Here is a 22,661-nt window from a genome sequence, read left to right as displayed (position 1 = left end):
CCCATCGCCGCCTACAATCGCCGCCCGGTCTTGACGTCGAACAGATGAGCACAGGCGCGGTCGATCTCGATGCGCATCTGCTCGCCCTGTTTCAGTGCCAGCCGCTCGCGGAAAAGGCAGGAGATTTCTTCTCCGGCGCAGTCGACCCTGGCAAAGATTTCCGAACCCGTTGCTTCCAGAAGCACGATCGTGCCGGGGATTCCTTTGGCGGTCGTCGCTCGGATGTGTTCGGGGCGGATGCCGTAGATGAGGTCGCCGCCGGGAATGTTGGTCAGGTCGATGCCTTCCGGCAGCGGCAAGATCAGTCCACCGGCGCTGCGGAAAACACCTTCCTCGACATGGCCGCGAATGAAATTCATCGCCGGCGAGCCGATGAAGCCGGCAACGAAGAGGTTGGCCGGGCGATCGTAGAGATCGAGCGGCGCGCCGATCTGTTCGACAAGGCCGTCATGCAGCACGACGATCTTGTCGGCCATGGTCATGGCCTCGATCTGGTCGTGCGTGACGTAGATGGTTGTGGTCCCGAGCCGCTGGTGCAGCGCCTTGATCTCGCCGCGCATCTGCACGCGCAATTTGGCGTCGAGATTGGACAGCGGCTCGTCGAACAGGAACACCTGCGGGTCGCGCACGATGGCGCGGCCCATGGCGACGCGCTGGCGCTGGCCGCCGGAAAGCTGACGCGGATAGCGGTCGAGCAGCTTGTCCAGGCCGAGAATGCTGGCGGCCCTGCCGACGCGGCCGGCGGTGTCGGCCGGATCGGCTTTCTTGATCTTCAGGGCAAAGCCCATATTGTCGGCCACCGTCATATGCGGATAGAGCGCGTAGTTCTGGAACACCATGGCGATGTTTCGGTCGCGCGCCCTGAGATTGTTGACGACGCGATCGCCAATGGCGATCCTGCCGCCCGAGATCGTTTCCAGTCCGGCAATCATGCGCAGCAGCGTCGACTTTCCGCAGCCCGACGGCCCGACCAGGATGACGAATTCGCCATCGGCGATGTCGACGCTGACATCGTGGATGATCTTGGCGGCTCCGAAAGCCTTCTGAACGTTGTTGATTGTTACCGATGCCATTGGATCTCTCCCGGAAATGAGTGATGTCGGGGCCGTGCCTCAGCCGCCCTTGACGGCGCCTGCGGTCAGCCCGGCGACGATCTGCCTTTGCGCGAACAGGGTCAGCACCAGCACCGGCAGCGTGACCACAAGTGCTGCGGCGGCGAGCGGGCCCCAGCTCACCTGCTCGTAGGAAAGCATGTTGTAGACGGCGACCGGCAGCGTGCGGGTCTCGCGGCTGGCGAGCACAATGCCGAAGACGAAATTGTTCCATGAGAAGATGATCGACAGGATGAAGGCGACGACAATGCCCGGCTTGGCGATGGGCAAGGCGACCAGCCGGAACACCTGCCAGGAACTGGCGCCATCGATGTTGGCCGCTTCTTCCAGCTCCATCGGCGTGGTCTCGAAATAGCCGATCATCACCCAGACCACGATCGGCACCGTCACCACCAGATGGATGATGATCTGCGGCCACAGCGTGCCGAGAATGCCGACCCACTGGAACAGCAGGAACAGCGGAATGAGATAGGAAAGCCCCGGCGTCATGCGGGCGATCATGATGACCACCGCCGAGCGTTCGGCCTTGAGCCGCGCGATGCCATAGCCGGCCGGCACGCCGATGAGCAGCGCGAGCAACGTTGCCGTGCCCGTCACCAGAACCGAATTCCAGAAATAGAGCAGGAAATTGTTCTCCTCGAATACCTTCACATAGTTCGACCAGGCGAGATGTTCCGGGATCAGGATCGGCGGGTATGCACCGTTGTCGATCTCGAACTTCAGCGACAGCGAGATCATCCAGAGGAAGAACAGGATCGCCGGCGAGACGAAGACCAGAGCCGCGAAAAACAGCCCGATCCGGTTGAGCAGCCGTGAACTCATCTATTTGCCCTCCACCCCGATCCATTGGGAGCGCTGGCGCAGCATCAGCAGGATGAAGGACAGCGCGACGATGACGATGAAGAACACCACGGCCATGGCCGAGCCATAGCCGATGTCGTAGTAGGAGAAGGCGGTGTTGTAGAGATAGATGTTGATGGTTTCCGAGGCCGTGCCCGGTCCGCCTTGGGTCATGGCATAGATGATGTCAAAACTTTTCAGCGCATCGATGGTGCGGATGATCATCGCGATCATCAGGAACGGCGCGATCATCGGCAAGGTGAGATAGCGGAATTGCTGCCAGGCGTTGGCGCCATCGATCTCGGCGCTCTCGAAGGGCTCGCGCGGCACGGAGGCCAAGCCGCCCAGCACGATCAGCATCACCAGCGGCGTCCACTGCCATGTCTCGACCGCAACCAGGGACGGGATGACCGTCCTGGCATTAAAGATCCATTCCTGCGCCGGGATGCCGACCAGCGACAACAGATAGTTGAGCACGCCGAGCTGGGGATGGAACATCATCGTCCAGACCAGCGCCACGGCGACTGGCGTTGCCATCATCGGCATGACGAAGACGCCGCGCAACAGGCCGCGCAGCGGAAATTTGGCGTCGAAGATCAGCGCCGCGACAGTGCCGAGGAACATCGGCGCCGCAACCGAAAGCGCCGTGTAGGTCAGCGTATGGAAAAGCGATTCCCAGAAGCGTTGGTCGACGGCCAGCCGCAGGTAATTTTCCATCCCGGCAAAGCTTCGCGCCTGGCCGAGGGTCCAGCGGTTGACGCTCATCCACAGTGTGAAGGCCCAGGGAAAGACGATCACGGCGCCGACGACGACGAGCGCCGGGACGACGAAAGGCCAGTAGTTGGGAGCCAGCCGGATGGTCTGGCTCCCTTCGATGGCTTGCGTCGTCACCCCGGTGCGTTCTGGGGTGGTGGCGGACATCAGCCTTGCTCGCTCCGGTCGAGCACCGGCTGGAACTGCTCGGTGGCCTTCTTCAGTTCCTCCGCCGGATCGGCGCCGGCGATCAGATTGGTCAGCGCCACGCCATAGATGTCGCGGAACTCGGTGACCGGAATGATGACCGGCAGCGACAGCCGGCTGACATTGCCCGAGCCGACCACGGCATCGAGCCAACTCGCCGGCATGGTGACGCCTTCGCGCACCTTGGGATTTTCCAGCACCGACTTGCGGAACGGCACGCCGGCACCCGCCTGCAGCAGGCGCGCGCCCATCGCGGGCGAAATCGCCCACTGGCAGAAGAGGTAGGCGGCCTCCTTCTTCTCGCTGGCGGCCGTCACGCCGAGGCCGTCGCCAAAGGTGCCGGCGGCATGCGCCTTAGGCCCCTTGGGCATGACGCCGTAGCCAACCTTGCCGACAACTCGTGACTTTTCCGGATTTTCCATTGGCGGGGCAAAGCCGACGCCATCGAACCACATCCCGATCTTGCCTTGCAGGAAGGCGGACTGGGCTTCGGCCCAGTTGAATCCGGTGACGCCTGGAGGCGCCGACTTGGTCATCAGCCGCTGGTAGAGGCTGGCCGCCTCGACCGCCTCGGGCGAGGTCGTGCGCAGCTTGCCCTTGTCGTCGAGCGGCGTCATGTCGTAGCCGAGCATAAGCGACGTCCACACCGGCGTGTTGGCGTTCTTGAGGCCGCGGGCGACAAAGCCGTAGGTGTTGGTCGATGGGTCGGTCAGCGCTTCGGCGGCCGCCACCAGTTGCTCGAAGGTTTCAGGGTATTTGAGGCCCTTGGCCTCGAACAATTCCTTGTTCCAGTAGACGATCCAGTAGTCGACTGAGAACGGCAGCGAGCGCAACACGCCCTGGCCGTCCTTGGCAAACAGCATGCCGGCATCGGCGAAATCGGTTTCCACCAGCGCAGGATCGGTCAGGGTCGGGTCAGCGAGATAGCCTGATATGTCGGCCAGCCAGTCGCCCTTTTCGAACTGGCGCTTCTGCACGTGGTAGCTCAGATGCACGACGTCGAAGCTCGGTTTGCCGGAGCTCAGTTCGATCACCGTCTTCTGGCGCTGCTGCTGTTCCGGCGTCGCTTCGGCATTGACCTTGATCCCGGTCAGTTCCTCGAACTCGGCGATGTATTTTATCAGCGTGTCGCTGCGCGGGCTTTTCACCAGATTGACGTCAAGCGTCGTTCCCGCAAAGCGCTTCCAGTCGACGCCGGCGGCAAAGCTTGGGCGAACGCCCGCAAAGCCGGCGGCGGCAAGCGCCGCGGTTCCCTGAAGCAGTTGCCTCCTGGTTGGGTTGAACAGATTGGACGACATGTCTTCCTCCCGGTTGTTGTCGTTGTCGATTGCATCGCGGACCGCGGTGCGGCTCAGGTTTCCTCAGATCTGCAGCGCCAGCCGGCGCGCCTTGTCGATATGCAGACTGATCGCCTCGACCGCCTTCCCTGGATCGCGGCTCTCCATGGCTTCGATCACCGCCAGGTGCTCGCGCATCACCGGCACGACGCGCCCGTCGATACGGAACCGCTCCTGGTGGATCAGGCGGATCTTCACCGAATTGACCAGATAGGCCTTGGCGATGATCTCGTTGCCCAGCGCATCGATGAACGTGTCGTGCATGGCCCAGTCGATGGTCTGCGCCTTGGCCTCCATCTCCGGCGTCGGGGTCTGCGCCAGCGCCTGGGCATGCATGTCCTCATGCTCGCGCCGCAAGCGGGCAAGCTCGGCATCGGAGGCGCTGACCGTAAACAGCGCCACCGCTTCACGCTCCATGAACAGGCGGAACTGAAAGGCCTCGCGGATCAGGCTGATATCTATATGGGCGATCTGCATGCCGCGCTGCGGAATGGTCGTCAGCAGTCCTTCCGCCTCGAGACGCGGCACGATCTCGCGAATGGCGCCGAGCGGCAGTCCGGTGAAGGCAACCAGCTCACGTTGCGACACGAACTGGCCTGGCTTGAAGTCGCGCGCCAGCAAATGCCGCGTGAAGCTGGCATAGGCCTTCTCCCTGAGGGTGGTCGGTTCGTTGCCGTCTTCCATTTCGGCGCGCTTCCCTTTGCCGGTCAGGCCGGTTCCCTGGCAAACAAGCTGTCATAGGCTGAGGCAAGCTGCTGCTGCCCTTGCAACGCGATCGGCTCCAGCGGCGGACGGACCGCCAGCCAGCGCTCGTCGCCGGTCTTGCGCGCCACCATCACCTTTACCGCCGGGGTGACCGGATATTTGAGCAATTCGAGCACAAAACTCTCGACGCGAGGATCGTCGCGCCCGTCCTCGGCCATGGCGCGGATTTCGCCCGGGACGAAATTGGCCATGCCCGAGATTGCGCCTTGAGCACCCAGTCGCACCGCACGCGCCAGATGCCTTTCATCGCCGATCAGGATCACCAGATCGCCATGGGCGGCAAGCAGCGCCTCGCTGTAGCTCCAATTTCCACCGGAATCCTTCACCCCGGCGACCACGTCGGGAAAAGCAGTGCGCAACCGGCCGATCAGGCCAAGCGAAAGCTGCACCATGGTAACCGAAGGGATGTTGTAGAGCAGCACGTCACGGGCGAGGGGGCCGAGCGCGGCAAAGACGGCGGAGAACCAGCCGAAAAGACCGTCCTCGCCGACATTCTTGAAGTAGCTTGGCGGGGCCAGCAGAATGTTTCGGGCGCCGCGCTGCAAGGCATGCTGTGCCTGTTCGGCGGCGTCTTCGGCGGCGCCGACCAGCACGCCGGCAACGAGTTGATGCGGCAGGATTCCAGCAGCCAGCATGGCTTCGGTCACCGACCGCCGCTCCGTCGTGCCCACCGATGCGCCTTCCCCTGTGGTGCCGAAAAGCGTCACGCTGCCGCAACCCTGCGCCAGGCAACTTTTGGCCTGAGCGATCATGGGGGCGGTGGCGATCTGCCCGCGGGCATCGAAAGGCGTGGCGAGAGCGGCCGAAAGTCCAAAGCGTGATGTCACCGGAAGGTCTCCGAAGCAGGTATGTATGCTGTGCTAGCACACTAACATGTTAGTAGCAAATCGTGCCGGTTTTTTTTACGATCAGAGGAGGGGTATGACGGAATGGGATGTGCGGACCGTTTTCGGCACCGATGCGAAGGTGGTCAACTCTATCCAGCGCGCGGCCCTGCGCTTGACGAGGTAGCGGCGGGCTGATCTCATCAAAAGCATCTGGCGCGATGCAATTAGGGGCAACGACGTGATCGGGATCTTAGCGCTGATGCTTTTATGGCTAGGCCCTTCGGCGTATGTCATTTACCGCAAAGGCCTAACGAGGGCGGCTCTTTTTATACCGATTTCCCTCTTTGTTGGCTTGGCTGCCTTTTTCGGTTCTGCGCTTGTTGCACAGGAGCTAGGAGCGGTGGGAATTGCAGTTCCCGTGTTCATGTTGTTGGGAGGGATCGTGACAAACGCAGCCCATCTGAGGTTGGAGATGGGGCTTGGCTAAGTTGGTTGCCAATCGACGGCGCAACCTTGTCGCCACATCAGTCGCTGGCTAAACTCAGCCCTTCCCAGGGGAGGGTTCTGACATGACACTTCAGCTTTCGGCCGATGTTGTCGCTCCTAAGGCGGCGGCGCCTCAAAAATACCTCTTCGGCCCGGTCGCCGATTTCCTCATGCTGGGCGGCAGCGCGTTTCTCATCCTGCCGGTGCTGTTTCTCGTTCCCCTCGAATATGAGGGTCCGGTGGCCGCAACTATGGTGATCGTTGCCTATCTCGTGAACTATCCCCACTTCGCCCACTCCTACCAGCTTTTCTACCGCAATTTCGGGCGCAAGGTGACGGGCGACGGCTACGACAGGAGTCTGCAGCTTCGCTACATCTTCGCGGGCATTGTCGTGCCCCTCGTCATGGCCGGGTTCTTTGCTTATGGCGCGGCGGCGGCGAACACGCGCCTGCTCGGCTATGCCACCAACGCGATGTTCTTTTTTGTCGGTTGGCACTACGTCAAGCAGGGCTACGGCATGCTGATGGTGGATGCGGTGCTGAAGCGCAAATTCTTCGACGACCGCGACAAGAAGGTGCTGCTGGTGAACTCCTATGCGGTGTGGATCCTGGCATGGCTGCAGACGAATACGGCGGTCACCCAGGGCAAATATTATGGCCTGGACTATTACACATTCGCGGCCCCTTCCTGGATTACCGACATCGGCATGCTGGCGGCCGTTGCGTCGACGGCGGCCACGCTTTTGATGTTGGCCAATCGCTGGCGAAAGAACGGCGGCGGCCTGCCCTATAACGGTTTGGTGGCCTATGTCGCGTCGCTCTATCTCTGGATCCTGATTGCGCGCGTAAACCCGCTCTGGCTGCTGATCGTGCCCGCGCTCCACTCGCTGCAGTATCTCGCCGTGGTCTGGCGCTACCAGACGAACGTCGAGCGAGACAGTTCCGATGCCGAAGGCGATCCGCAGCCGAAAATCCTGTCCTTTCTCGGCCCCCTCTACAGGTTTCGGCTCTTCGGCTTTATCGTCGGCGGCACCGCCCTTGGCTATCTCGGCTTCTGGCTGATCCCATCCGCGCTGACGGCCTTGATCCCGTATGACAGGCAAGTGCTGGGGTCATCGCTGTTCTTCTTCATCGTGCTCATCTTCATCAATGTGCACCATTATTTTCTGGACAATGTGATGTGGCGCCGTGGCAATCCGGAGGTATCGAAGTATCTGTTCCGCTGACTGATGCGCAGACCGTCGAGCCCGGTTTTCGTCAGCTGTCGAGAGTATGCCATTGCGAGCGTGATCGTCAGTGCAACGGAGAGCCCTGGAATGGCGGAGTGCTTTTCCGAGAGCCGCCTGGAAAATACCCTGCGGTGGCATCTGTACCGGCGTTGGCGCCGCCGGCGTGACCCTCGACGCGTGAGTTGCGGCCGACGTGCGGCGGGATCGGCTGGAACGTCACGAAACCAGTGAGACATTGCCGCCGGCATGGCGCTCGATGCGGCCGGCAAGGTCGAGTTCCAGCAGCACCATGGAGACTTGCGCGGCGTTGAGGCCGGTGTGGCGGATGATCTCGTCCACGCCCACCGGCGTTGGGCCCAGCGCCTCGAGCACGCCGCTGCGTTCGTCCTCACCGGGCGGGGGTGTTGCCGAAAAATCGGGTGCCTTTTCTGGCGGCGCAATGCTTCGCGTTCGCGTGCCCGCCAAGGGTGCGATCGCACCGGAAACGTCGGCCGCCTCGGTGACCAGGGTGGCGCCATCCTTGAGCAGCCCGTTGGAGCCGGCGCAGCGCGGATCGAGCGGCGAACCCGGTACGGCAAAGACCAGCCGGCCCATCTCGCCGGCCAGGCGCGCGCTGATCAGCGAGCCGGAGCGTTGCGCAGCTTCGATGACCACCAGTCCGAGGGCGGCGCCCGCGACAAGCCGGTTGCGGCGCGGAAAATCCTGCGCCCGCGGCTGCCAGCCGAACGGCATTTCCGAAATAACGGCGCCGCCACGCTCGGCAATGTCTTCGCACAAGCCGATATTTTCGGGCGGGTAGGGGACATCGAGCCCACCGGCCAGCACACCCACTGTACCAGTCGAGAGACTGCCCTGGTGTGCTGCCGTGTCGATGCCGCGCGCCAGGCCGGAAACGATGACGTAGCCGTCGCGGCCAAGATCCGCCGCCAGCATGCGCGCCATCTTGATGCCGGCGAGCGACGCGTTGCGGGCGCCGACGATGGCCACCGCCGGCAGGCGAAAGACGGCTGCCTCGCCCTTCACGGCAATCAGTGGCGGCGGATTGTCCATGTTTTTCAGCATCGGCGGGTAGTCGGCCTCGCCGATGCCGACGAAGCGGGCGCCGTTTTCACTGGCTGCGTCGAGTTCCGCTTCGGCTTCCTCCACGGAAGGAATGCGCATGATCCTTTTGGCTCCGCCCGAAATCATCAGCTCGGGCAGCATCTCCAACGCCGCCTCCGCCGAACCAAAGCGGTTGATCAATTCGCGAAACGAGGCCGGGCCGACATTTTGTGTGCGGATCAGCCGCAGCCAGCTCAGCCGCTGCCGGTCGCTGAGGCGCGGCCCGGCGGCGGGCTTGCTCAACCCTTGGCTCCGATCTTGCCTTCGGTGCCGGCAAGAAGGCGCGAAATGTTGGCGCGATGTTTGAAGATGACGATCAGGCTCATCACCAGGAACAGCCCGGCGGTCTCAGGTGTGCTCCAGAAATAAAGCGCGATCGGCACGATGACCGCCGCCGTCAGCGCTGCCAGCGAGGAATAGCGAAACAGAAAAGCCATCGCCAGCCAGACGACGATAAAAATCAGCGCCACATGCCAGCCGAGCGCGATCAGCACGCCGAGATAGGTCGCCACGCCCTTGCCGCCCTTGAAACCGAGCCAGACCGGAAACAGATGGCCAAGGAAGGCGCCAAGGCCCGCCCAGAGTCCAAGGCCGGCCCACAGTCCGTAGTCGTGTCCAAAATGGCGCGCGATCATCACCGCCGCCGTACCCTTCAACGCGTCGAGCACCAGCGTCGCGGCGGCGAGGCCCTTGTTGCCGGTGCGCAGAACGTTGGTGGCGCCGATATTGCCGGAGCCGATTTTGCGCACATCGCCGAGGCCGGCCGCGCGGGTGATCAAGAGGCCGAAGGGAATCGAGCCGAGGAGATAGCCGAACAGCAATGCCAGGATAACGTTATAACTCATTGTTTGCCCCCGCATTTCCCCAGCAACATATCGGTCTGCGACGTGGCGCGATCGCTCTAGCTCGAAAACACTGTGCGGCCCGCCACCAGCGTTTGCAAGACCATGCCTTGCAGCCGCGCACCTTCGAAGCAGGTGTTTTTCGAGCGCGAGCGGATGCCGCTTTCACTCACGATCCAGGGTTCTTCAAGGTCGATCAGCGCAAGATCGGCCGGCGCTCCCGGCTTCAGCGTGCCGCCCGGCAGGCCGAACAGCCTTGCTGGTGCGGTGGACAGTGTTTCGACCAGCCGAAGTAGCGGCACGTCCCCATTGTGGTAGAGCCGAAGCGCTGCTCCAAGCAGCGTCTCCAACCCGATCGCGCCGGCAGCTGCATCGGCGAAGGGAAGGCGCTTGGTGTCGACATCCTGCGGGTCGTGCGAGGAGACGATGATGTCGATCGTGCCGTCCTTGACCGCCTCGATCATGGCCAGCCGGTCTTCCTCCGCGCGCAAAGGCGGCGTCAGCCGGAAGAAGGTGCGGTATTCCCCGACATCGTTCTCGTTCAGCGACAGATTGTGGATCGCCACGCCCGCCGTGACACTGGCCTTGTCGGCTTTCGCGCGCGTCATCGCTTGCGCTGCCATCGCCGTCGAGATCTTGGCCGCGTGGTAGGCGCCGCGCGTCAGCCGTGCCAGCGCCAGGTCGCGCTCCAGCGGGATGGACTCGGCCTCGCGCGGAATGCCGGCAAGGCCGAGCCAGCTGGCATACAGGCCTTCATTCATCACGCCCGCCGAAGCGAGGTCGCCATCCTGTGTCTCATGTGCGATGACGCCGCCGAAATCGCGGGCATAGGTCAGCGCCCGGCGCATCACCAGTGCGCTGGATATTGTGTGCCGCCCATCGGTGAAGGCGACCGCACCGGCCTCGCGCAACAGGCCGAATTCGGTCATCTCGCGACCGGCGAGGCCTTTGGTGATCGCCGCCGCCGGAAAGATGTTGACGCTGGCCGTGTCCCGGGCGGTGCGCAGCACGAATTCGACCAGCGCGACATTGTCGATCACCGGGTCGGTGTCGGGCATCATAACGACGGAGGTGACGCCGCCGGCCGCCGCCGCAACGCTGGCCGAAGCGATGGTCTCGCGATGTTCGCCGCCCGGTTCGCCGATGAAGACGCGCGCGTCGATCAGGCCGGGAATGATCGCCTTGCCGGCGCAGTCGACCACGGTGGCTCCCGCCGGCAGGCCCTGGTTCAGGGCAGCCTTGCCGGCGGCAACGATCTTTTTCCCTTCGACGATGACGGTGCCGACCTCGTCGATGCCGCGTGACGGGTCGACGATGCGGGCGCGCTCAAAGACCGTCGTGCTCATGCGCCGCGGCCCTCTGCATTGCGGCGGGGATCGAGCAGCGCTTCCATGACCGCCATGCGCACGGCCACCCCCATCTCGACCTGTTCCTGGATGACGCTTTGCGGACCGTCGGCGATTTCGGACGCAATCTCGACGCCGCGGTTCATCGGACCGGGATGCATCACCAGCGCGCCGTCCTTGGCGGCCTTCAGCTTTTCGGCATCGAGGCCGAAATAGCGGAAATATTCGCGTACCGAAGGCACGAAGGCGCCTTCCATCCGCTCACGCTGCAGGCGCAGCATCATCACCACGTCGGCGCCCTTGAGGCCCTCGGCCATCGAGCGCGAGACGATGACGCCCATTTTCTCGATGCCGGTGGGCAGCAGCGTCGACGGCGCCACGACCCGCACCTGCGCGCCAAGCGCGTTCAAGAGCATGATGTTGGAACGCGCGACGCGCGAATGCAGGATGTCGCCGCAGATCGCTACGATCAGTTTCGACAGCGGCCCCTTGGCGCGGCGGATGGTCAGCGCGTCGAGCAGCGCCTGCGTCGGGTGTTCATGCGCGCCGTCGCCGGCATTGACCACCGAGCAGCCGACCTTCTGCGCCAAAAGAGCAGCGGCGCCCGCAGACTGGTGGCGGATGATCAGGATGTCGGGGCGCATGGCGTTCAGAGTCATGGCCGTGTCGATCAGCGTCTCGCCCTTCTTCACCGAAGAGCTCGCCACCGACATGTTCATGACGTCGGCGCCGAGCCGTTTCCCGGCCAGTTCGAACGACGACTGCGTGCGCGTCGAGGCTTCGTAGAAGAGGTTGATCTGGGTGCGGCCGCGCAGCGTCGAGGTCTTCTTTTCGGACTGCCGCGAAATGGCGACGGCGCGATCTGCCCGGTCGAGCAGAAGCTCGATGTCACCGGGGGAAAGATCGCGGATGCCCAGAAGATGGCGGTGAGGATAAAGCGGCAGGGACGAAGCGTCGGTCATCTCAAGGCGCTGCTATAGGGGGGAGAATTCCTTGCCGCAAGCGTCAGCTTGGCATTGCGGCCTTTCTCCCCGGTATTTTCGTCGCGCGCGCCGCCTGCCTTGGGCTATATCTAGCCGATTGCTTCGGATTCGAAGCCTCGTGATGATAAGTGCCTTTCTAGCGTTAGAAGGCCCTTCTACTTTCAGAAGGATTGGGCGTGACCGACGACGTGACCAACCAGCCGCCGCCGCTGACGGGCGGCAACGCCTGGCGGGGCGATCCGTTGCTGATCCAGCTTGCCGAGCGTTTTTCCGATCCGGTGCGCAAGGACCTCGACGGGCTTGGCCGGTTCGTCCTGACGCAGGAGGCGCAGGAGCTGGCGCGCCTCGCTAATGTCGAGACGCCGAAGCTCCGCACGCATGACCGTCAGGGCCGGCGCATCGACCTCGTCGAATTCCATCCGGCCTATCATGCGCTGATGCGCCGCTCGGTTGCCGGCGGCCTGCATTCCTCGATCTGGGAAAACGGCGATAGCGAGATCGGCCGTCGCCATCAGGTGCGCGCCGCGCGTTTCTACCTGACCGCCGAACTCGAGACCGGGCATCTCTGCCCCATCACCATGACCAGCGCTTCGCTGGCCGCCCTGATGGCCAGCCCAAAGCTGTTTCGCGAATGGGCGCCGCGCGTGACGACGCGCAAATACGACCAGAGTCAGAAGCCGCCGGTCGACAAGACCGGGCTGACGCTCGGCATGGGCATGACCGAAAAGCAGGGCGGCACCGACGTGCGCGCCAACACCACACGGGCCGAACGCGCCGGCAGCGGCTTTTATCGCCTCACCGGCCACAAATGGTTCATGTCGGCGCCGATGTCGGACGCTTTTCTCGTGCTTGGACAGGCGCCTGAAGGGCTTTCCTGCTTTCTCGTCCCGCGCATCCTCGGCGACGGTTCCGGCAACGGCTTCCGCTTTCAGCGGCTGAAGGACAAGCTCGGCAACCGCTCCAACGCCTCATCGGAGGTAGAGTTCGTCAACGCCATCGGCGAGATGGTCGGCGAGCCCGGCGCCGGCATAAAGACGATCATGGACATGGTCACGCTGACCCGGCTCGACTGCGCCGTCGCCTCGTCGGCAATCATGCGGGCGGGGCTGGCTGAGGCCGTGCATCACGCCCGTCATCGCCAGGTGGCCGGCTCGACGCTGATCGAACAGCCGCTGATGCAGCGCGTGCTGGCGGACATGGCGCTCGATGTCGCCGCCGCCACGGCACTCTCGTTCCGACTGGCGCGCTCCTTCGACGAGGCTGCCGGCGACCGCGGCGAGGCTGCCTTTGCCCGCGCCATGACCCCGGTGGTCAAATACTGGGTCTGCAAGATCGCGCCGCCACTGCTCTATGAGGCGATGGAGTGCCTCGGCGGCAATGGCTATGTCGAGGAAGCGCCGCTCGCCCGCTACTACCGCGAAGCCCCGGTCAATGCGATCTGGGAGGGCTCAGGCAATGTCATGGCGCTCGACGTGCTGCGCGTGCTCGGCCGCGCGCCCGGCCTGTTCGAGGAGGTGCTGGCCGGCATCGACCGCGATCTCGGCGCCGGCGGACGCGGAACCATTGGCGTGCTCAAGGCGGCCATGCAGGTCGCCGGCACCGATGAGGGGTCGGCCCGCCTGCTGACCGAACAGCTGGCGCTGTCGGCGGCAGCTGCGGAATTGCGCCGGCTGGGGGCAGGGCGGATTGCGGACGCCTTCGTCGAGACGCGGCTCGCCGGCCAGTGGCGCAACACCTATGGCATGCTCGATTCGCGCCACGATGCGCGCATGATCATCGACACGCTCTATCCGCCGGTGAATTGAGGGCCTTCCGCCAGGCCGTGAACGAATTTGCCTGCCTGTGGACAGCCGTTAACCTTAACGAATGGTTTCCGTTGCAGCCGCAGGCCGCAGACCCCACTGTCTTTGTCACCAAAGCAGGAATGCCATGCGGCACATTTTGACGTCCTTTCTGGCCTTGCACTGGGCGCTGGTTTTCGCCCTGCTGGCGTTCATCTGTGTCGATGGAAACCGCGGCGTTGCGGGCGCTCTGGGCGTGCTCGGCGTCGTCGTGGAAAACACTCGTCTGGCCGATCTCGACAATGCTGCCGTCGTGGCGCCGCTGGCCATCGCCTTGCTGGTCGTGGCGGTGCTGTTTTGCTGGGTCTTCGAGAGCCTGGTTAACGCCGCAGCGAGCCCGGACGGAGCCGACAGTGTGGCGCGGACCGCCTTCATTTCGGCATCCGCGGTGTTGTCGCTCATCCTGGTCGGCGGCGCGGCGCGAGGCATCAACGGCCTGTTTTTGGTTGTCGCCGTGCAATTGGCGGCACTTCTGGCCTCCTATGTCGCCATGCTGGCCGAGCGGAGGTCGGTCTTCGCCGTCATGGTTTCGCGGGAGGCAGAGAGTCGCGCCACCGCCAATGCCATGGCCAAGGGTGCCGCGCACGGCTCCTTGCTGTCGCGCATTTCCGGCCGTCCGGACATTGGTCCCAGCGGTCCCAGAGGCGGCTCCAGCCGCAGGGACGGTCACTGATGCGCACGCTGTTCGCATTGTGGGCCGCGCCACTCGCTCTGTTCTGGGGCTGGTTCTTCCTGTCGCTCAACGACATCAATTTCGGCTACGTCATGCTCAGCCGGCAGCTGCATGATTTCGTGTTCCAGCTCTACGGGCAGATGCTGGGCATCGATCCGGCGATCATTCCGGGCATGGTGGCAAGGGCCTGCGTCTTTGACGGCTTCCTGCTGATGGCATTGTGGGCGTTTCGCCGCCGCCGCAACATCACGGCCTGGGTCAGGCGGCAGGCGGGGAATCCGGTTCCGTCCGATCGCGTGGGTCAAGCGACTGGAGCCGGTCCAGAACTCCCTGCAGAATAAAGGCCGCAGCCGCCGAATCGATCTTGCCGGCGCGCTTTCGGCGCGAGAAATCCATCTCGATCAGCGTCCGCTCCGCCGCCACCGTCGACAGCCGCTCGTCCCACAGCACGAAGGGCAGGTCGGTTATGCCTGCCATGTTGCGCACGAAGGCGCGCGACTTCTGGGCGCGGGGACCTTCCGAGCCGTCCATGTTGATAGGAAGGCCGAGTACAAACGCGCCGACATTATCCTTCTGCAGCTGGGCGAGCAGCGCTGCCGCATCCAGCGAAAACTTTTTACGCAGGATGACAGGGCGCGGATGGGCAAAGGACAGGCCGCGGTCGGAAACGGCGACACCGATCGTCTTGTCGCCGAGGTCGAGCCCGGCCAGCGTCCTGCCGCCTTCCAGGCGTGACGGCAGATCCTCGATTGCTATGATGCCCAACGGCTTTCCCCACCAGCTTTACCGTGACCCAGTCTTAACCGTGACCCAGACTTACCGTGACCCAGACTTGCCGTAACAAAGACCGCGACACGTTCTTTTGAACCGCGAGCACACTATGTCACTTTAATTTTGCTGCCGGCGTTCTATCTTCCGGCGCAACCAAAATCGAGGAACACGATCGATGAAATTGACCTGGTACGGACATTCCGCCTTCCGCGTCGAGACATCAGGCGCGACCATCCTGATCGACCCCTATCTCGTCGGCAACCCATCATGGACGAGCGGCTGGGAGGGGCCGGCGGAAGGCGTCACCCATGTGCTTTTGACCCACGGCCACAGTGACCATGTCAGCGGCGCGGTGGAGGTGCTGAAGAAGAGCGGCGCCCAGCTGGTCGCCAATTACGAGATCTGCATGTACCTGGTCGGCAAGGGCGTCGACGGCAAGAAGATCAATCCCGGCAATCATGGCGGCACCGTCGATTGCGGTGCCTTCACCACCACCTTCGTGCAGGCACTGCATTCCTCGTCGTTTGGGCTCGATGGCGGCCAGAACGTCTACCTCGGCAATCCCAACGGGCTGGTCCTGCATTTCCCGGAGGACAAGACGCTCTACCATATGGGCGACACCGACATCTTCTCCGATATGGCGCTGATCGAGGAACTGCATGAGCCGAAGATCGGCCTCGTGCCGGTCGGCGACCGCTTCACCATGGGCGGCGCGGTGGCGGCCCTGGCCTGCCGGCGCTTCTTCCACTTCGACACGGTCGTTCCCTGCCATTTCGGCACCTTCCCGATCATCGACGCGACGGCGGAGAAGTTCGTGGCCGGCCTCGAAGGGTCAGGTGTCGACGTAGCCTTGCCAGCGATCGGCCAAACGATCACACTATAGAGCGATCGTTGAAACGATCCCTTGTCGCAAAGGGGAATTAAACCATGGGTTTGAGAGAGACTCTTTGCGTTTCGATGCTGGTCGCTGCGTCGCCCGCATCCGCCGCCGAGGACTTCATCAAGGGCGTTTACCTCCAGACCCAGGAGCTTTGCGCGCAAGCCAAAAAGGACACGCTGCAGACGCTGATTGACACCGGCAATGTCATCTTGTCGGCGGACGGCCTGCAAAGCGTCGAGTATAATTGCGAGTTCGTCCAGGTCACCAAGGCGACGCGCTCGCCGAGCTGGGCGGTCACTGCCATCTGCCAGGAGCCGGGCTTTCTCTTTCCCGATATACTGTCGATCACGCAGATGAACGCGACCCAAATCGACATCGTCTCGGTGCGCCCGACCGCCGACGAAGGCGAGCAGGCCGGCAATGGCGGCAGCTATTATCTGTGCGAGGGTGTATCGCTGCCCTAGGCTGAAATGCCGCCCTGGCATGAACGGGCTCTATCCCCAAGCACGATCGATGTTGCGCGGCACGCGCCACGCCGCTATAGCGCCATCTGGTTTTCCCAAAGGCTAAAGACATGTCCGTTGATCTGCAAACTGTGAAGCGCGTCGCGCGTCTCGCCCGCATTGCGGTGAGCGAGGAGGATGCCGAGCGCATGACCGGCGAGCTGAACGCCATTCTGGGCTTTGTCGAGCAGCTGAACGAGGTCGATGTCTCCGGCGTCGAACCGATGACATCGGTGACGCCGATGGAGATGAAGAAGCGCCAAGACATCGTCACCGACGGCAACAAGGCTGCCGATATCGTCGCCAACGCGCCGGCCACTGACGAGAATTTCTTCCTCGTGCCGAAGGTCGTGGAGTAGCTGGCCGATGGCAATCGAGATCGCCATCGAAACGCCGCTGCAGGACGATGTCCGCGCTTTGGTCGAGGAGCTCAACGCGACGCTGCTCGAACTGACGCCGCCGGAGCATTGCTACCATCTGACGGTCGAGCAGATGGCTGGCGACGACACCACCGTGTTCATCGCCCGCGACGACGGGCAAGCCATCGGTTGCGGCGCGCTGAAGCGCCATGACGCCCGCGTCGGTGAGGTCAAGCGCATGTACACGCGGCCCTCGCATCGCGGCAGGAAGATCGGCGCCAAGATCGTCGAGCATGTCGAAACGCTGGCGCGCAGCGAAGGGCTGAAGCGCCTGGTGCTTGAAACCGGCGACCGCCATCCCGCCGCCTGGACCGTCTACGAACGCGCCGGCTTCTCGCGCTGCGGGCCGGTGCTGGATTATCCCGATTCCGAGTGGTCGGTGTTTTACGAAAAGAGCCTTTGATGAGCGAACTGACCCATCTGACAATTTCGCAGGCGCGCGCCAAGCTGCGCGCCAAGGAGATTTCGGCCGTCGAAATCACCGAGGCCTATCTCGGTGCCATCGAGCGCGCCAATCCGGTGCTCAATGCCTACATCGTCGTCACCGGCGACAAGGCGCGCGATATGGCCAAAGCTTCCGACGCCAGGCTCGCCAAGGGCCAGGGCGGTGCGCTGGAAGGCATCCCGCTCGGCATCAAGGACCTGTTCGGCACCGAAGGTATCCACACCCAGGCCTGCAGCCATGTGCTGGACGGCTTCAAGCCGCGCTACGAATCGACCGTCACCGCCAATCTGTGGGCAGACGGCGCCGTCATGCTGGGCAAACTTAACATGGACGAGTTCGCCATGGGCTCGTCCAACGAGACCTCCTATTACGGCCCTGTCGTCAATCCGTGGCGGCGTTCACGCCTCGACACGGTGGTGATGCCGACCACGCATCAGGGCGATGGCGGTTTCGTGTCGGCCGGCGGCACCAAGACCGCGCGCACGCTGGACAATGCCCAACTGGTGCCGGGGGGCTCGTCGGGGGGCTCGGCTTCCGCCGTCTCGGCTTTCCTGTGCGCCGGCGCCACCGCCACCGACACCGGCGGCTCGATCCGCCAGCCAGCCGCCTTCACCGGCACCGTCGGCATCAAGCCGACCTATGGCCGCTGCTCGCGCTGGGGCATCGTCGCCTTCGCTTCGTCGCTCGATCAGGCGGGCCCGATCGCCCGGGACGTGCGCGATGCCGCGATCATGCTGAAGTCCATGGCCTCGGTCGACGCCAAGGACACCACTTCCGTCGACCGGCCGGTGCCGGATTACGAGGCGGCGATCGGCAAACCGATCAGGGGCATGAAGGTCGGCATTCCCCGGGAATACCGCGTCGACGGCATGCCGGAAGAGATCGAGGCGCTGTGGCAGAAGGGCATTGCCTGGCTCAGGGATGCCGGCGCCGAGATCGTCGACATCTCGCTGCCGCACACCAAATACGCTTTGCCGGCTTATTATATCGTTGCGCCCGCCGAAGCGTCATCCAATCTGGCGCGCTATGACGGCGTCCGCTACGGCCTGCGCGTGCCGGGCCAGGACATTGTCGACATGTACGAAAAGACCCGAGCCGCCGGGTTCGGTCGGGAGGTCAAGCGTCGCATCATGATCGGCACCTATGTGCTGTCGGCAGGCTATTACGATGCCTACTATCTGCAGGCGCAGAAGGTGCGCAATTTGATCAAGCGCGACTTCGAGACGGTTTTTGCCGACGGCGTCGACGTTATCCTGACGCCGGCGACGCCGTCGGCCGCCTTCGGCATCGCTGACGAGGACATGGCCGCCGATCCGGTGAAAATGTACCTCAACGACATTTTCACGGTGACCGTGAACATGGCCGGACTGCCGGGCATTGCCGTGCCTGCCGGCCTCGATGCCAAGGGCCTGCCGCTCGGCCTGCAGCTGATTGGCCGTCCCTTCGACGAGGAAACCCTGTTCCAGACAGCCGCCGTCATCGAGCAGGCGGCGGGAATCTTCCAGCCGGAAAAGTGGTGGTAGCATGCCGCCTCCGTCTCGCATTTCCATCGTCGAGACGGGAAACGAACTGCTGATCACGAACCCGCCACGCACCTCGGATTTCAGGACAGTCTTTGTCCTGATCGGGGCCGCGATCGTCGCCTACACCGGCTACATGGGATTGACGGATATGTCGTCCGCAACGCTCACCAGCGGCACGCTCGGCCTGCTGTCCTTCGTGGCGGTCATTGCCCTCTTCACCTATTTCCTGGGCAAGGATTTCATCTGGCGGGTGTTCGGCAGGGAAACCCTGCGGCTGACCGACACCGCAGCCGTGCGCTCGGTGAGGGGTTCTTTGCGAAATCGGTGGTCACTGCCTTTGAAAGGGCATCTTAGGGTCGAAATCCTCGACCACACCTATCCCACGGACGAAGTGGGACTGTCGGAAGTCATCAGCTTGACCAACGCGAACGGCGTCCTTGTTTTCGGCAGGGAGTTAAGCCGCCTCGAAGCGGAAGCGGTAGCGAGTGCGGTCGAGCACTTCATCGGCCGTCACAATTTGAGCTGGAGATAGGCAGGCAATGTTCTTCTATCTCTCCAAGATATTCTGGTTCTTCGTCCAACCACTCAACCTGGCGATCTTCCTGCTGCTTGCCGGCTTGCTCGCGGCGCTGATCGGCCGCCGGCGATTGGCGGCGACGGGCAGTGTGTTCGCCTTCCTGATTCTGGCGCTGTCGGCCTGGACGTCGCTTGGCGCCATGATGCTCAATCCGCTCGAAGAGCGCTTCCCAAAGCCGCCGCTGCCGCAGAAGGTCGACGGCATCGTCGTGCTCGGCGGCGGTTTCGAGGGCGCCATCAATCTGGCGCGCGGTGGCTATGAGCTGAATTCCGGCGGCGACCGCATGGTCGAGACGGCGATCCTTGCCCGGCGCTTTCCCGAGGCGAAAGTGGTTATCTCCGGCGGCACCGGTGAACTGTTCATCGATGGCGAGGGCGATGCGGCCACCGCGCCGCGCCTGCTCGGTGCGCTTGGCGTCGACGCCGATCGCCTGATGCTCGAGAACAAATCCCGCAACACCTATGAGAATGCCGTCTTCACCAAGGAACTGGTAACGCCGAAACCGGGCGAGACCTGGCTGCTGGTGACCTCCGCCTTCCACATGCCGCGCGCCAAGGCGCTGTTCGACAAGGCCGGCTTTCAGACGGTCCCGTGGCCGGTCGACTATCGCACCTCGGGCAAGGAAGGCTTTGGCCTGTTTCGCGACAACGCACCCGATTCGCTGCAGACCACGACCATGGCGATCCGCGAGTGGATCGGGCTCGCCGCCTATTGGCTGTCGGGCCGGATCGACCAGCTTTTCCCCGGCCCGGGCGGCTGACCGATCACGGCTTGCCTTGCGGCGGAAAAGAACTGACGCCGCACCAGCACTGCCAGTAGCAGCAGCGTCGACAGCACGAACACGATCGGGTCGACGAACCAGCCGAGATAGCCGATCGAGAAGAACACCGCGCGCAGGCCTGAATTGAAATGCTTGCCGGCCAGCATGTTCATGCGCGCCGCGCGCCACACCGCCGTTTCGCTGACCGGGTTGCGTGACGCCTCGCCATAGGGGATCGGCACCGCGCCGATCAGGATCGTGCAGTAGTTGAAGAGACGGTAGGCCCAGCCGAACTTGAAGAAGGCGAAGGCCAGGATCAGCACCAGGCCAAAGACCTTGATCTGAAAGGCGGAGCGCGATGAGGTCGCGTTCAACGGCAGGTCGTTCAGCACGGCAAGGACCTGATCCGAGGCGCCAAGCAGCGCGAAACAGCCACCGAGCGCAATCAGCGAACTGGAGGCGAAAAAGGCGGTGCCTTGCTGCAGGCCGCTCATGATGGCGGTGTCGACGATGCGGATTTCGCGCTCGGCCATGGTGCGCATCCAGGCCTCGCGCTGCACGTTCATGGCCATCGTCAACGACACCCGGCTGACCAGTCTGCCGTCGGACGCCAGCGTATGCAGCAACCATGCGAGCAGGAAGAAAGCCAGCGCCGCCAGATCAGCCGTCGACAGATGGAAGGAATCGCCCATGCCGCCTTTTACCACAGGCAAAGCGGTCAGTTCGATGCTCCAATGCATGCGCCCAGAGGTGAGCTGCGGTTCTGGGACAACGACATGCATTGAAACAAGAACTTAAAGCGCGTCGCATGAATCCGTTTCAGCGCGACACGCTTTCAGCCGGTGATGTCGCTGCCGGAGCAAACAAGGTCGGCAGGTGCAGCGCCGCAATCCGCAAAACAGCACAAACATCATGGAAAGTCCTATATGTAGGTCTTGATCCCATTCCCGGAGACGGCGCAGCGTGTTTCTTTCGGTTTTCGACCTGTTCAAGATCGGCGTCGGACCGTCGAGTTCGCACACGATGGGACCGATGACAGCGGCGCGGCGGTTTCTCGACGAGATCGCCGGAGACGACTGGCCGCGCCCGGCCGGCGCGAAAGTTGATCGTCTGGGCGCCAGCCTGCACGGTTCGCTCGCCTATACCGGTATCGGCCATGGCTCGGATCGCGCCGTTGTCCTCGGCCTTGCTGGCCTGACACCGCAGACGGTCGATCCCGATCAGGCCGAAGGCATCGCCACGCGCATCGCCGCCGAGAAGCGGATATCGCCACACGGCCATCCCTCCTATCGCTTCGACCCGGCGACGGATCTGGTGCTCGACCGCAAGACGCCGCTCACCGGCCACGCCAACGGCATGGCTTTCTACGCTTACGATGCCGGCGACCGGCTGCTGCTCAAGCGCATCTATTATTCCATCGGCGGCGGCTTCGTGGTGTCCGAGGAAGAGCTGCAGCGGATGAAGGTCAAGGGCTCGGTGACCACAGAAGGCAAGAAGGTGCCCTATCCCTTCAAGAACGCCGTCGAGATGCTGAAGATGGCAGGCAAAAGCGGCCTGTCTATCGCCGACATGAAGCGCGTCAATGAAGAGACGCATATGTCGCGCGAGGAGCTCGACAGCGGCCTTGATGCGATCTGGGGCGCCATGAAGGGCTGCATCGACCGCGGCCTGTCGCAGGACGGCATCATGCCGGGCGGGCTGAAAGTGCGCCGTCGTGCCCGCATGCTGCACGACAAGCTGCAGGAGCAATGGCAGCAGAACAAGCCCAACCCTTTGCTGGCCAATGACTGGCTGTCGATCTACGCCATGGCGGTGAACGAAGAGAACGCGGCCGGTGGACGCGTCGTCACCGCGCCCACCAATGGCGCGGCCGGCACATTGCCGGCGGTGCTGCGTTACTGGCTGCATTTCCACCCCGAGGCTGACCAGCCGAGCATCCGCGACTTCCTGCTCACGGCCGCCGCCGTCGGCGGCATCATCAAGACCAATGCCTCGATCTCCGGCGCCGAAGTCGGCTGCCAGGGCGAGGTCGGCTCGGCCTCGGCGATGGCTGCCGCGGGTCTCTGCGCCGTCATGGGCGGCACGCCCGAGCAGGTCGAGAACGCCGCCGAAATCGCGCTCGAACATCATCTCGGCATGACTTGCGATCCAGTCGGCGGTCTGGTCCAAGTGCCTTGCATCGAGCGCAACGCGCTCGGCGCCGTCAAGGCGGTCACCGCCGCCTCTCTGGCGATCAAAGGCGACGGCGTCCATTTCGTGCCGCTCGACGCCGCGATCGAAACAATGCGCCAGACGGGCCTCGACATGAACGAGAAGTACAAGGAAACCAGCCTTGGCGGGCTCGCCGTCAATGTCGTGGAATGCTGACCGCGCAACGCCACTGGCACTGTGGAGAAGTCGGGCAGGGCCGTTGACGCAATCGCGCGCCGGACTAAACCTTA

The 22,661-nt window shown here is 63.4% G+C and carries 24 protein-coding genes; 12 read left to right on the top strand and 12 right to left on the bottom strand.

Annotated features, from left to right (window positions below; translation table 11 throughout):
* Nucleotides 1-11 precede the first annotated feature (11 nt).
* The 6 genes from NLY42_RS22550 to NLY42_RS22525 form a co-directional block, all read right to left on the bottom strand.
* The gene (locus NLY42_RS22550) at nt 12-1,073 is read right to left on the bottom strand and encodes an ABC transporter ATP-binding protein (RefSeq protein WP_023696522.1); all 1,062 of its coding nucleotides are present in this window, start codon (nt 1,071-1,073) and stop codon (nt 12-14) included.
* A 39-nt stretch (nt 1,074-1,112) separates the two neighbouring features.
* Nucleotides 1,113-1,934: a carbohydrate ABC transporter permease gene (locus NLY42_RS22545; RefSeq protein WP_023700756.1), complete on the bottom strand. Its 822-nt coding sequence runs from the start codon at nt 1,932-1,934 to the stop codon at nt 1,113-1,115.
* Entirely contained in the window at nt 1,935-2,873 is a 939-nt protein-coding gene (locus tag NLY42_RS22540; protein ID WP_023754889.1) for a carbohydrate ABC transporter permease, read from the bottom strand.
* Entirely contained in the window at nt 2,873-4,210 is a 1,338-nt protein-coding gene (locus NLY42_RS22535; RefSeq protein ID WP_023696523.1) for an ABC transporter substrate-binding protein, read from the bottom strand. The genes NLY42_RS22540 and NLY42_RS22535 overlap by 1 nt, the downstream gene beginning before the upstream one ends.
* 63 nt (nt 4,211-4,273) lie before the next feature.
* Nucleotides 4,274-4,933, bottom strand: a complete 660-nt coding sequence (locus tag NLY42_RS22530) for a GntR family transcriptional regulator (protein ID WP_023706209.1) — start codon at nt 4,931-4,933, stop codon at nt 4,274-4,276.
* Between the two features lie 23 nt (nt 4,934-4,956).
* Nucleotides 4,957-5,841, bottom strand: a complete 885-nt coding sequence (locus NLY42_RS22525; protein ID WP_023754888.1) for a dihydrodipicolinate synthase family protein — start codon at nt 5,839-5,841, stop codon at nt 4,957-4,959.
* A 569-nt stretch (nt 5,842-6,410) separates the two neighbouring features.
* Here NLY42_RS22525 and NLY42_RS22520 point away from each other — a divergent pair.
* On the top strand, nt 6,411-7,553 hold the full coding sequence (locus tag NLY42_RS22520) for a hypothetical protein (protein ID WP_023754886.1): 1,143 nt from the start codon (nt 6,411-6,413) through the stop codon (nt 7,551-7,553).
* 219 nt (nt 7,554-7,772) lie between these two features.
* On the opposite strand, the gene dprA is transcribed toward NLY42_RS22520, so the two are convergent.
* From dprA to NLY42_RS22500, 4 genes are read right to left on the bottom strand one after another with little or no spacing between them, the layout of a single operon-like run.
* Nucleotides 7,773-8,900 carry a DNA-processing protein DprA gene (gene dprA, locus NLY42_RS22515; protein ID WP_023742459.1) on the bottom strand — a complete coding sequence of 376 codons (1,128 nt, stop codon included), beginning with the start codon at nt 8,898-8,900 and terminating at the stop codon, nt 7,773-7,775.
* Nucleotides 8,897-9,502, bottom strand: a complete 606-nt coding sequence (gene plsY / locus NLY42_RS22510; RefSeq protein WP_023696534.1) for a glycerol-3-phosphate 1-O-acyltransferase PlsY — start codon at nt 9,500-9,502, stop codon at nt 8,897-8,899. The genes dprA and plsY overlap by 4 nt, the downstream gene beginning before the upstream one ends.
* A 56-nt stretch (nt 9,503-9,558) precedes the next feature.
* Entirely contained in the window at nt 9,559-10,845 is a 1,287-nt protein-coding gene (locus tag NLY42_RS22505) for a dihydroorotase (RefSeq protein ID WP_023754885.1), read from the bottom strand.
* Nucleotides 10,842-11,807: an aspartate carbamoyltransferase catalytic subunit gene (locus NLY42_RS22500; RefSeq protein ID WP_023706214.1), complete on the bottom strand. Its 966-nt coding sequence runs from the start codon at nt 11,805-11,807 to the stop codon at nt 10,842-10,844. The genes NLY42_RS22505 and NLY42_RS22500 overlap by 4 nt, the downstream gene beginning before the upstream one ends.
* Before the next feature lie 197 nt (nt 11,808-12,004).
* Between NLY42_RS22500 and NLY42_RS22495 the strand changes: the two genes are divergently transcribed.
* The 3 genes from NLY42_RS22495 to NLY42_RS22485 all read left to right on the top strand — a co-directional run bounded on the left by NLY42_RS22495 (nt 12,005) and on the right by NLY42_RS22485 (nt 14,683).
* Nucleotides 12,005-13,633 carry a DNA alkylation response protein gene (locus tag NLY42_RS22495; RefSeq protein ID WP_023700749.1) on the top strand — a complete coding sequence of 543 codons (1,629 nt, stop codon included), beginning with the start codon at nt 12,005-12,007 and terminating at the stop codon, nt 13,631-13,633.
* Nucleotides 13,634-13,757: 124 nt separating this feature from the next.
* The gene (locus NLY42_RS22490; protein ID WP_023754884.1) at nt 13,758-14,342 is read left to right on the top strand and encodes a hypothetical protein; all 585 of its coding nucleotides are present in this window, start codon (nt 13,758-13,760) and stop codon (nt 14,340-14,342) included.
* A complete protein-coding gene (locus tag NLY42_RS22485) occupies nt 14,342-14,683 on the top strand; it encodes a DUF6105 family protein (RefSeq protein ID WP_023693426.1) in 342 nt (113 codons plus the stop codon). The genes NLY42_RS22490 and NLY42_RS22485 overlap by 1 nt, the downstream gene beginning before the upstream one ends.
* Here NLY42_RS22485 and ruvX read toward each other — a convergent pair.
* Nucleotides 14,601-15,107, bottom strand: coding sequence for a Holliday junction resolvase RuvX (ruvX, locus tag NLY42_RS22480; protein ID WP_023726663.1), 507 nt, complete (start codon nt 15,105-15,107; stop codon nt 14,601-14,603). The two genes, NLY42_RS22485 and ruvX, sit on opposite strands and share 83 nt — an antisense overlap.
* A gap of 181 nt (nt 15,108-15,288) precedes the next feature.
* On the opposite strand from ruvX, the gene NLY42_RS22475 reads away from it, so the two are divergent.
* The 7 genes from NLY42_RS22475 (at nt 15,289) to NLY42_RS22445 (ending at nt 20,220) form a co-directional block, all read left to right on the top strand.
* Nucleotides 15,289-15,996, top strand: a complete 708-nt coding sequence (locus NLY42_RS22475; RefSeq protein WP_023684673.1) for a metal-dependent hydrolase — start codon at nt 15,289-15,291, stop codon at nt 15,994-15,996.
* A gap of 44 nt (nt 15,997-16,040) precedes the next feature.
* Nucleotides 16,041-16,457: a hypothetical protein gene (locus NLY42_RS22470; RefSeq protein WP_023670998.1), complete on the top strand. Its 417-nt coding sequence runs from the start codon at nt 16,041-16,043 to the stop codon at nt 16,455-16,457.
* A 110-nt stretch (nt 16,458-16,567) separates the two neighbouring features.
* A complete protein-coding gene (gene gatC, locus NLY42_RS22465) occupies nt 16,568-16,855 on the top strand; it encodes an Asp-tRNA(Asn)/Glu-tRNA(Gln) amidotransferase subunit GatC (RefSeq protein WP_023670999.1) in 288 nt (95 codons plus the stop codon).
* A gap of 7 nt (nt 16,856-16,862) precedes the next feature.
* Complete coding sequence (locus NLY42_RS22460) at nt 16,863-17,318, top strand: GNAT family N-acetyltransferase (protein ID WP_023706217.1); 456 nt, start codon at nt 16,863-16,865, stop codon at nt 17,316-17,318.
* The gene (locus NLY42_RS22455; protein WP_023754883.1) at nt 17,318-18,883 is read left to right on the top strand and encodes an amidase; all 1,566 of its coding nucleotides are present in this window, start codon (nt 17,318-17,320) and stop codon (nt 18,881-18,883) included. Before NLY42_RS22460 ends, NLY42_RS22455 begins: the two co-directional genes overlap by 1 nt.
* A 1-nt stretch (nt 18,884) precedes the next feature.
* Entirely contained in the window at nt 18,885-19,415 is a 531-nt protein-coding gene (locus NLY42_RS22450) for a hypothetical protein (protein ID WP_023754882.1), read from the top strand.
* A gap of 7 nt (nt 19,416-19,422) precedes the next feature.
* Nucleotides 19,423-20,220, top strand: a complete 798-nt coding sequence (locus tag NLY42_RS22445) for a YdcF family protein (RefSeq protein WP_023754881.1) — start codon at nt 19,423-19,425, stop codon at nt 20,218-20,220.
* Here the strand turns inward: NLY42_RS22445 and NLY42_RS22440 are convergent.
* Nucleotides 20,169-20,912, bottom strand: coding sequence for a DUF599 domain-containing protein (locus NLY42_RS22440; RefSeq protein ID WP_023671004.1), 744 nt, complete (start codon nt 20,910-20,912; stop codon nt 20,169-20,171). The genes NLY42_RS22445 and NLY42_RS22440 overlap by 52 nt on opposite strands.
* Nucleotides 20,913-21,183: 271 nt before the next feature.
* Here NLY42_RS22440 and NLY42_RS22435 point away from each other — a divergent pair, with 271 nt between their 5' ends.
* The gene (locus tag NLY42_RS22435) at nt 21,184-22,587 is read left to right on the top strand and encodes an L-serine ammonia-lyase (protein WP_023671005.1); all 1,404 of its coding nucleotides are present in this window, start codon (nt 21,184-21,186) and stop codon (nt 22,585-22,587) included.
* Nucleotides 22,588-22,661 lie beyond the last annotated feature (74 nt).

It is taken from the genome of Mesorhizobium sp. C372A, from assembly GCF_030323245.1.
GTDB lineage: Bacteria > Pseudomonadota > Alphaproteobacteria > Rhizobiales > Rhizobiaceae > Mesorhizobium.
The sequence above is the reverse complement of the archived record's forward strand: the minus strand, read 5'-3'. Positions and strand labels throughout refer to the sequence as shown.

Excerpts from the sequence above, each read along its gene's own strand:
- NLY42_RS22550 (WP_023696522.1), bottom strand. The coding sequence starts at position 1,073 with ATGGCATCGGTAACAATCAACAACGTTCAGAAGGCTTTCGGAGCCGCC.
- NLY42_RS22545 (WP_023700756.1), bottom strand. The coding sequence starts at position 1,934 with ATGAGTTCACGGCTGCTCAACCGGATCGGGCTGTTTTTCGCGGCTCTG.
- NLY42_RS22540 (WP_023754889.1), bottom strand. The coding sequence starts at position 2,873 with ATGTCCGCCACCACCCCAGAACGCACCGGGGTGACGACGCAAGCCATC.
- NLY42_RS22535 (WP_023696523.1), bottom strand. The coding sequence starts at position 4,210 with ATGTCGTCCAATCTGTTCAACCCAACCAGGAGGCAACTGCTTCAGGGA.
- NLY42_RS22530 (WP_023706209.1), bottom strand. The coding sequence starts at position 4,933 with ATGGAAGACGGCAACGAACCGACCACCCTCAGGGAGAAGGCCTATGCC.
- NLY42_RS22520 (WP_023754886.1), top strand. The coding sequence starts at position 6,411 with ATGACACTTCAGCTTTCGGCCGATGTTGTCGCTCCTAAGGCGGCGGCG.
- plsY (WP_023696534.1), bottom strand. The coding sequence starts at position 9,502 with ATGAGTTATAACGTTATCCTGGCATTGCTGTTCGGCTATCTCCTCGGC.
- NLY42_RS22505 (WP_023754885.1), bottom strand. The coding sequence starts at position 10,845 with ATGAGCACGACGGTCTTTGAGCGCGCCCGCATCGTCGACCCGTCACGC.
- NLY42_RS22500 (WP_023706214.1), bottom strand. The coding sequence starts at position 11,807 with ATGACCGACGCTTCGTCCCTGCCGCTTTATCCTCACCGCCATCTTCTG.
- NLY42_RS22490 (WP_023754884.1), top strand. The coding sequence starts at position 13,758 with ATGCGGCACATTTTGACGTCCTTTCTGGCCTTGCACTGGGCGCTGGTT.
- NLY42_RS22485 (WP_023693426.1), top strand. The coding sequence starts at position 14,342 with ATGCGCACGCTGTTCGCATTGTGGGCCGCGCCACTCGCTCTGTTCTGG.
- NLY42_RS22475 (WP_023684673.1), top strand. The coding sequence starts at position 15,289 with ATGAAATTGACCTGGTACGGACATTCCGCCTTCCGCGTCGAGACATCA.
- NLY42_RS22470 (WP_023670998.1), top strand. The coding sequence starts at position 16,041 with ATGGGTTTGAGAGAGACTCTTTGCGTTTCGATGCTGGTCGCTGCGTCG.
- gatC (WP_023670999.1), top strand. The coding sequence starts at position 16,568 with ATGTCCGTTGATCTGCAAACTGTGAAGCGCGTCGCGCGTCTCGCCCGC.
- NLY42_RS22460 (WP_023706217.1), top strand. The coding sequence starts at position 16,863 with ATGGCAATCGAGATCGCCATCGAAACGCCGCTGCAGGACGATGTCCGC.
- NLY42_RS22455 (WP_023754883.1), top strand. The coding sequence starts at position 17,318 with ATGAGCGAACTGACCCATCTGACAATTTCGCAGGCGCGCGCCAAGCTG.
- NLY42_RS22450 (WP_023754882.1), top strand. The coding sequence starts at position 18,885 with ATGCCGCCTCCGTCTCGCATTTCCATCGTCGAGACGGGAAACGAACTG.
- NLY42_RS22445 (WP_023754881.1), top strand. The coding sequence starts at position 19,423 with ATGTTCTTCTATCTCTCCAAGATATTCTGGTTCTTCGTCCAACCACTC.
- NLY42_RS22440 (WP_023671004.1), bottom strand. The coding sequence starts at position 20,912 with ATGGGCGATTCCTTCCATCTGTCGACGGCTGATCTGGCGGCGCTGGCT.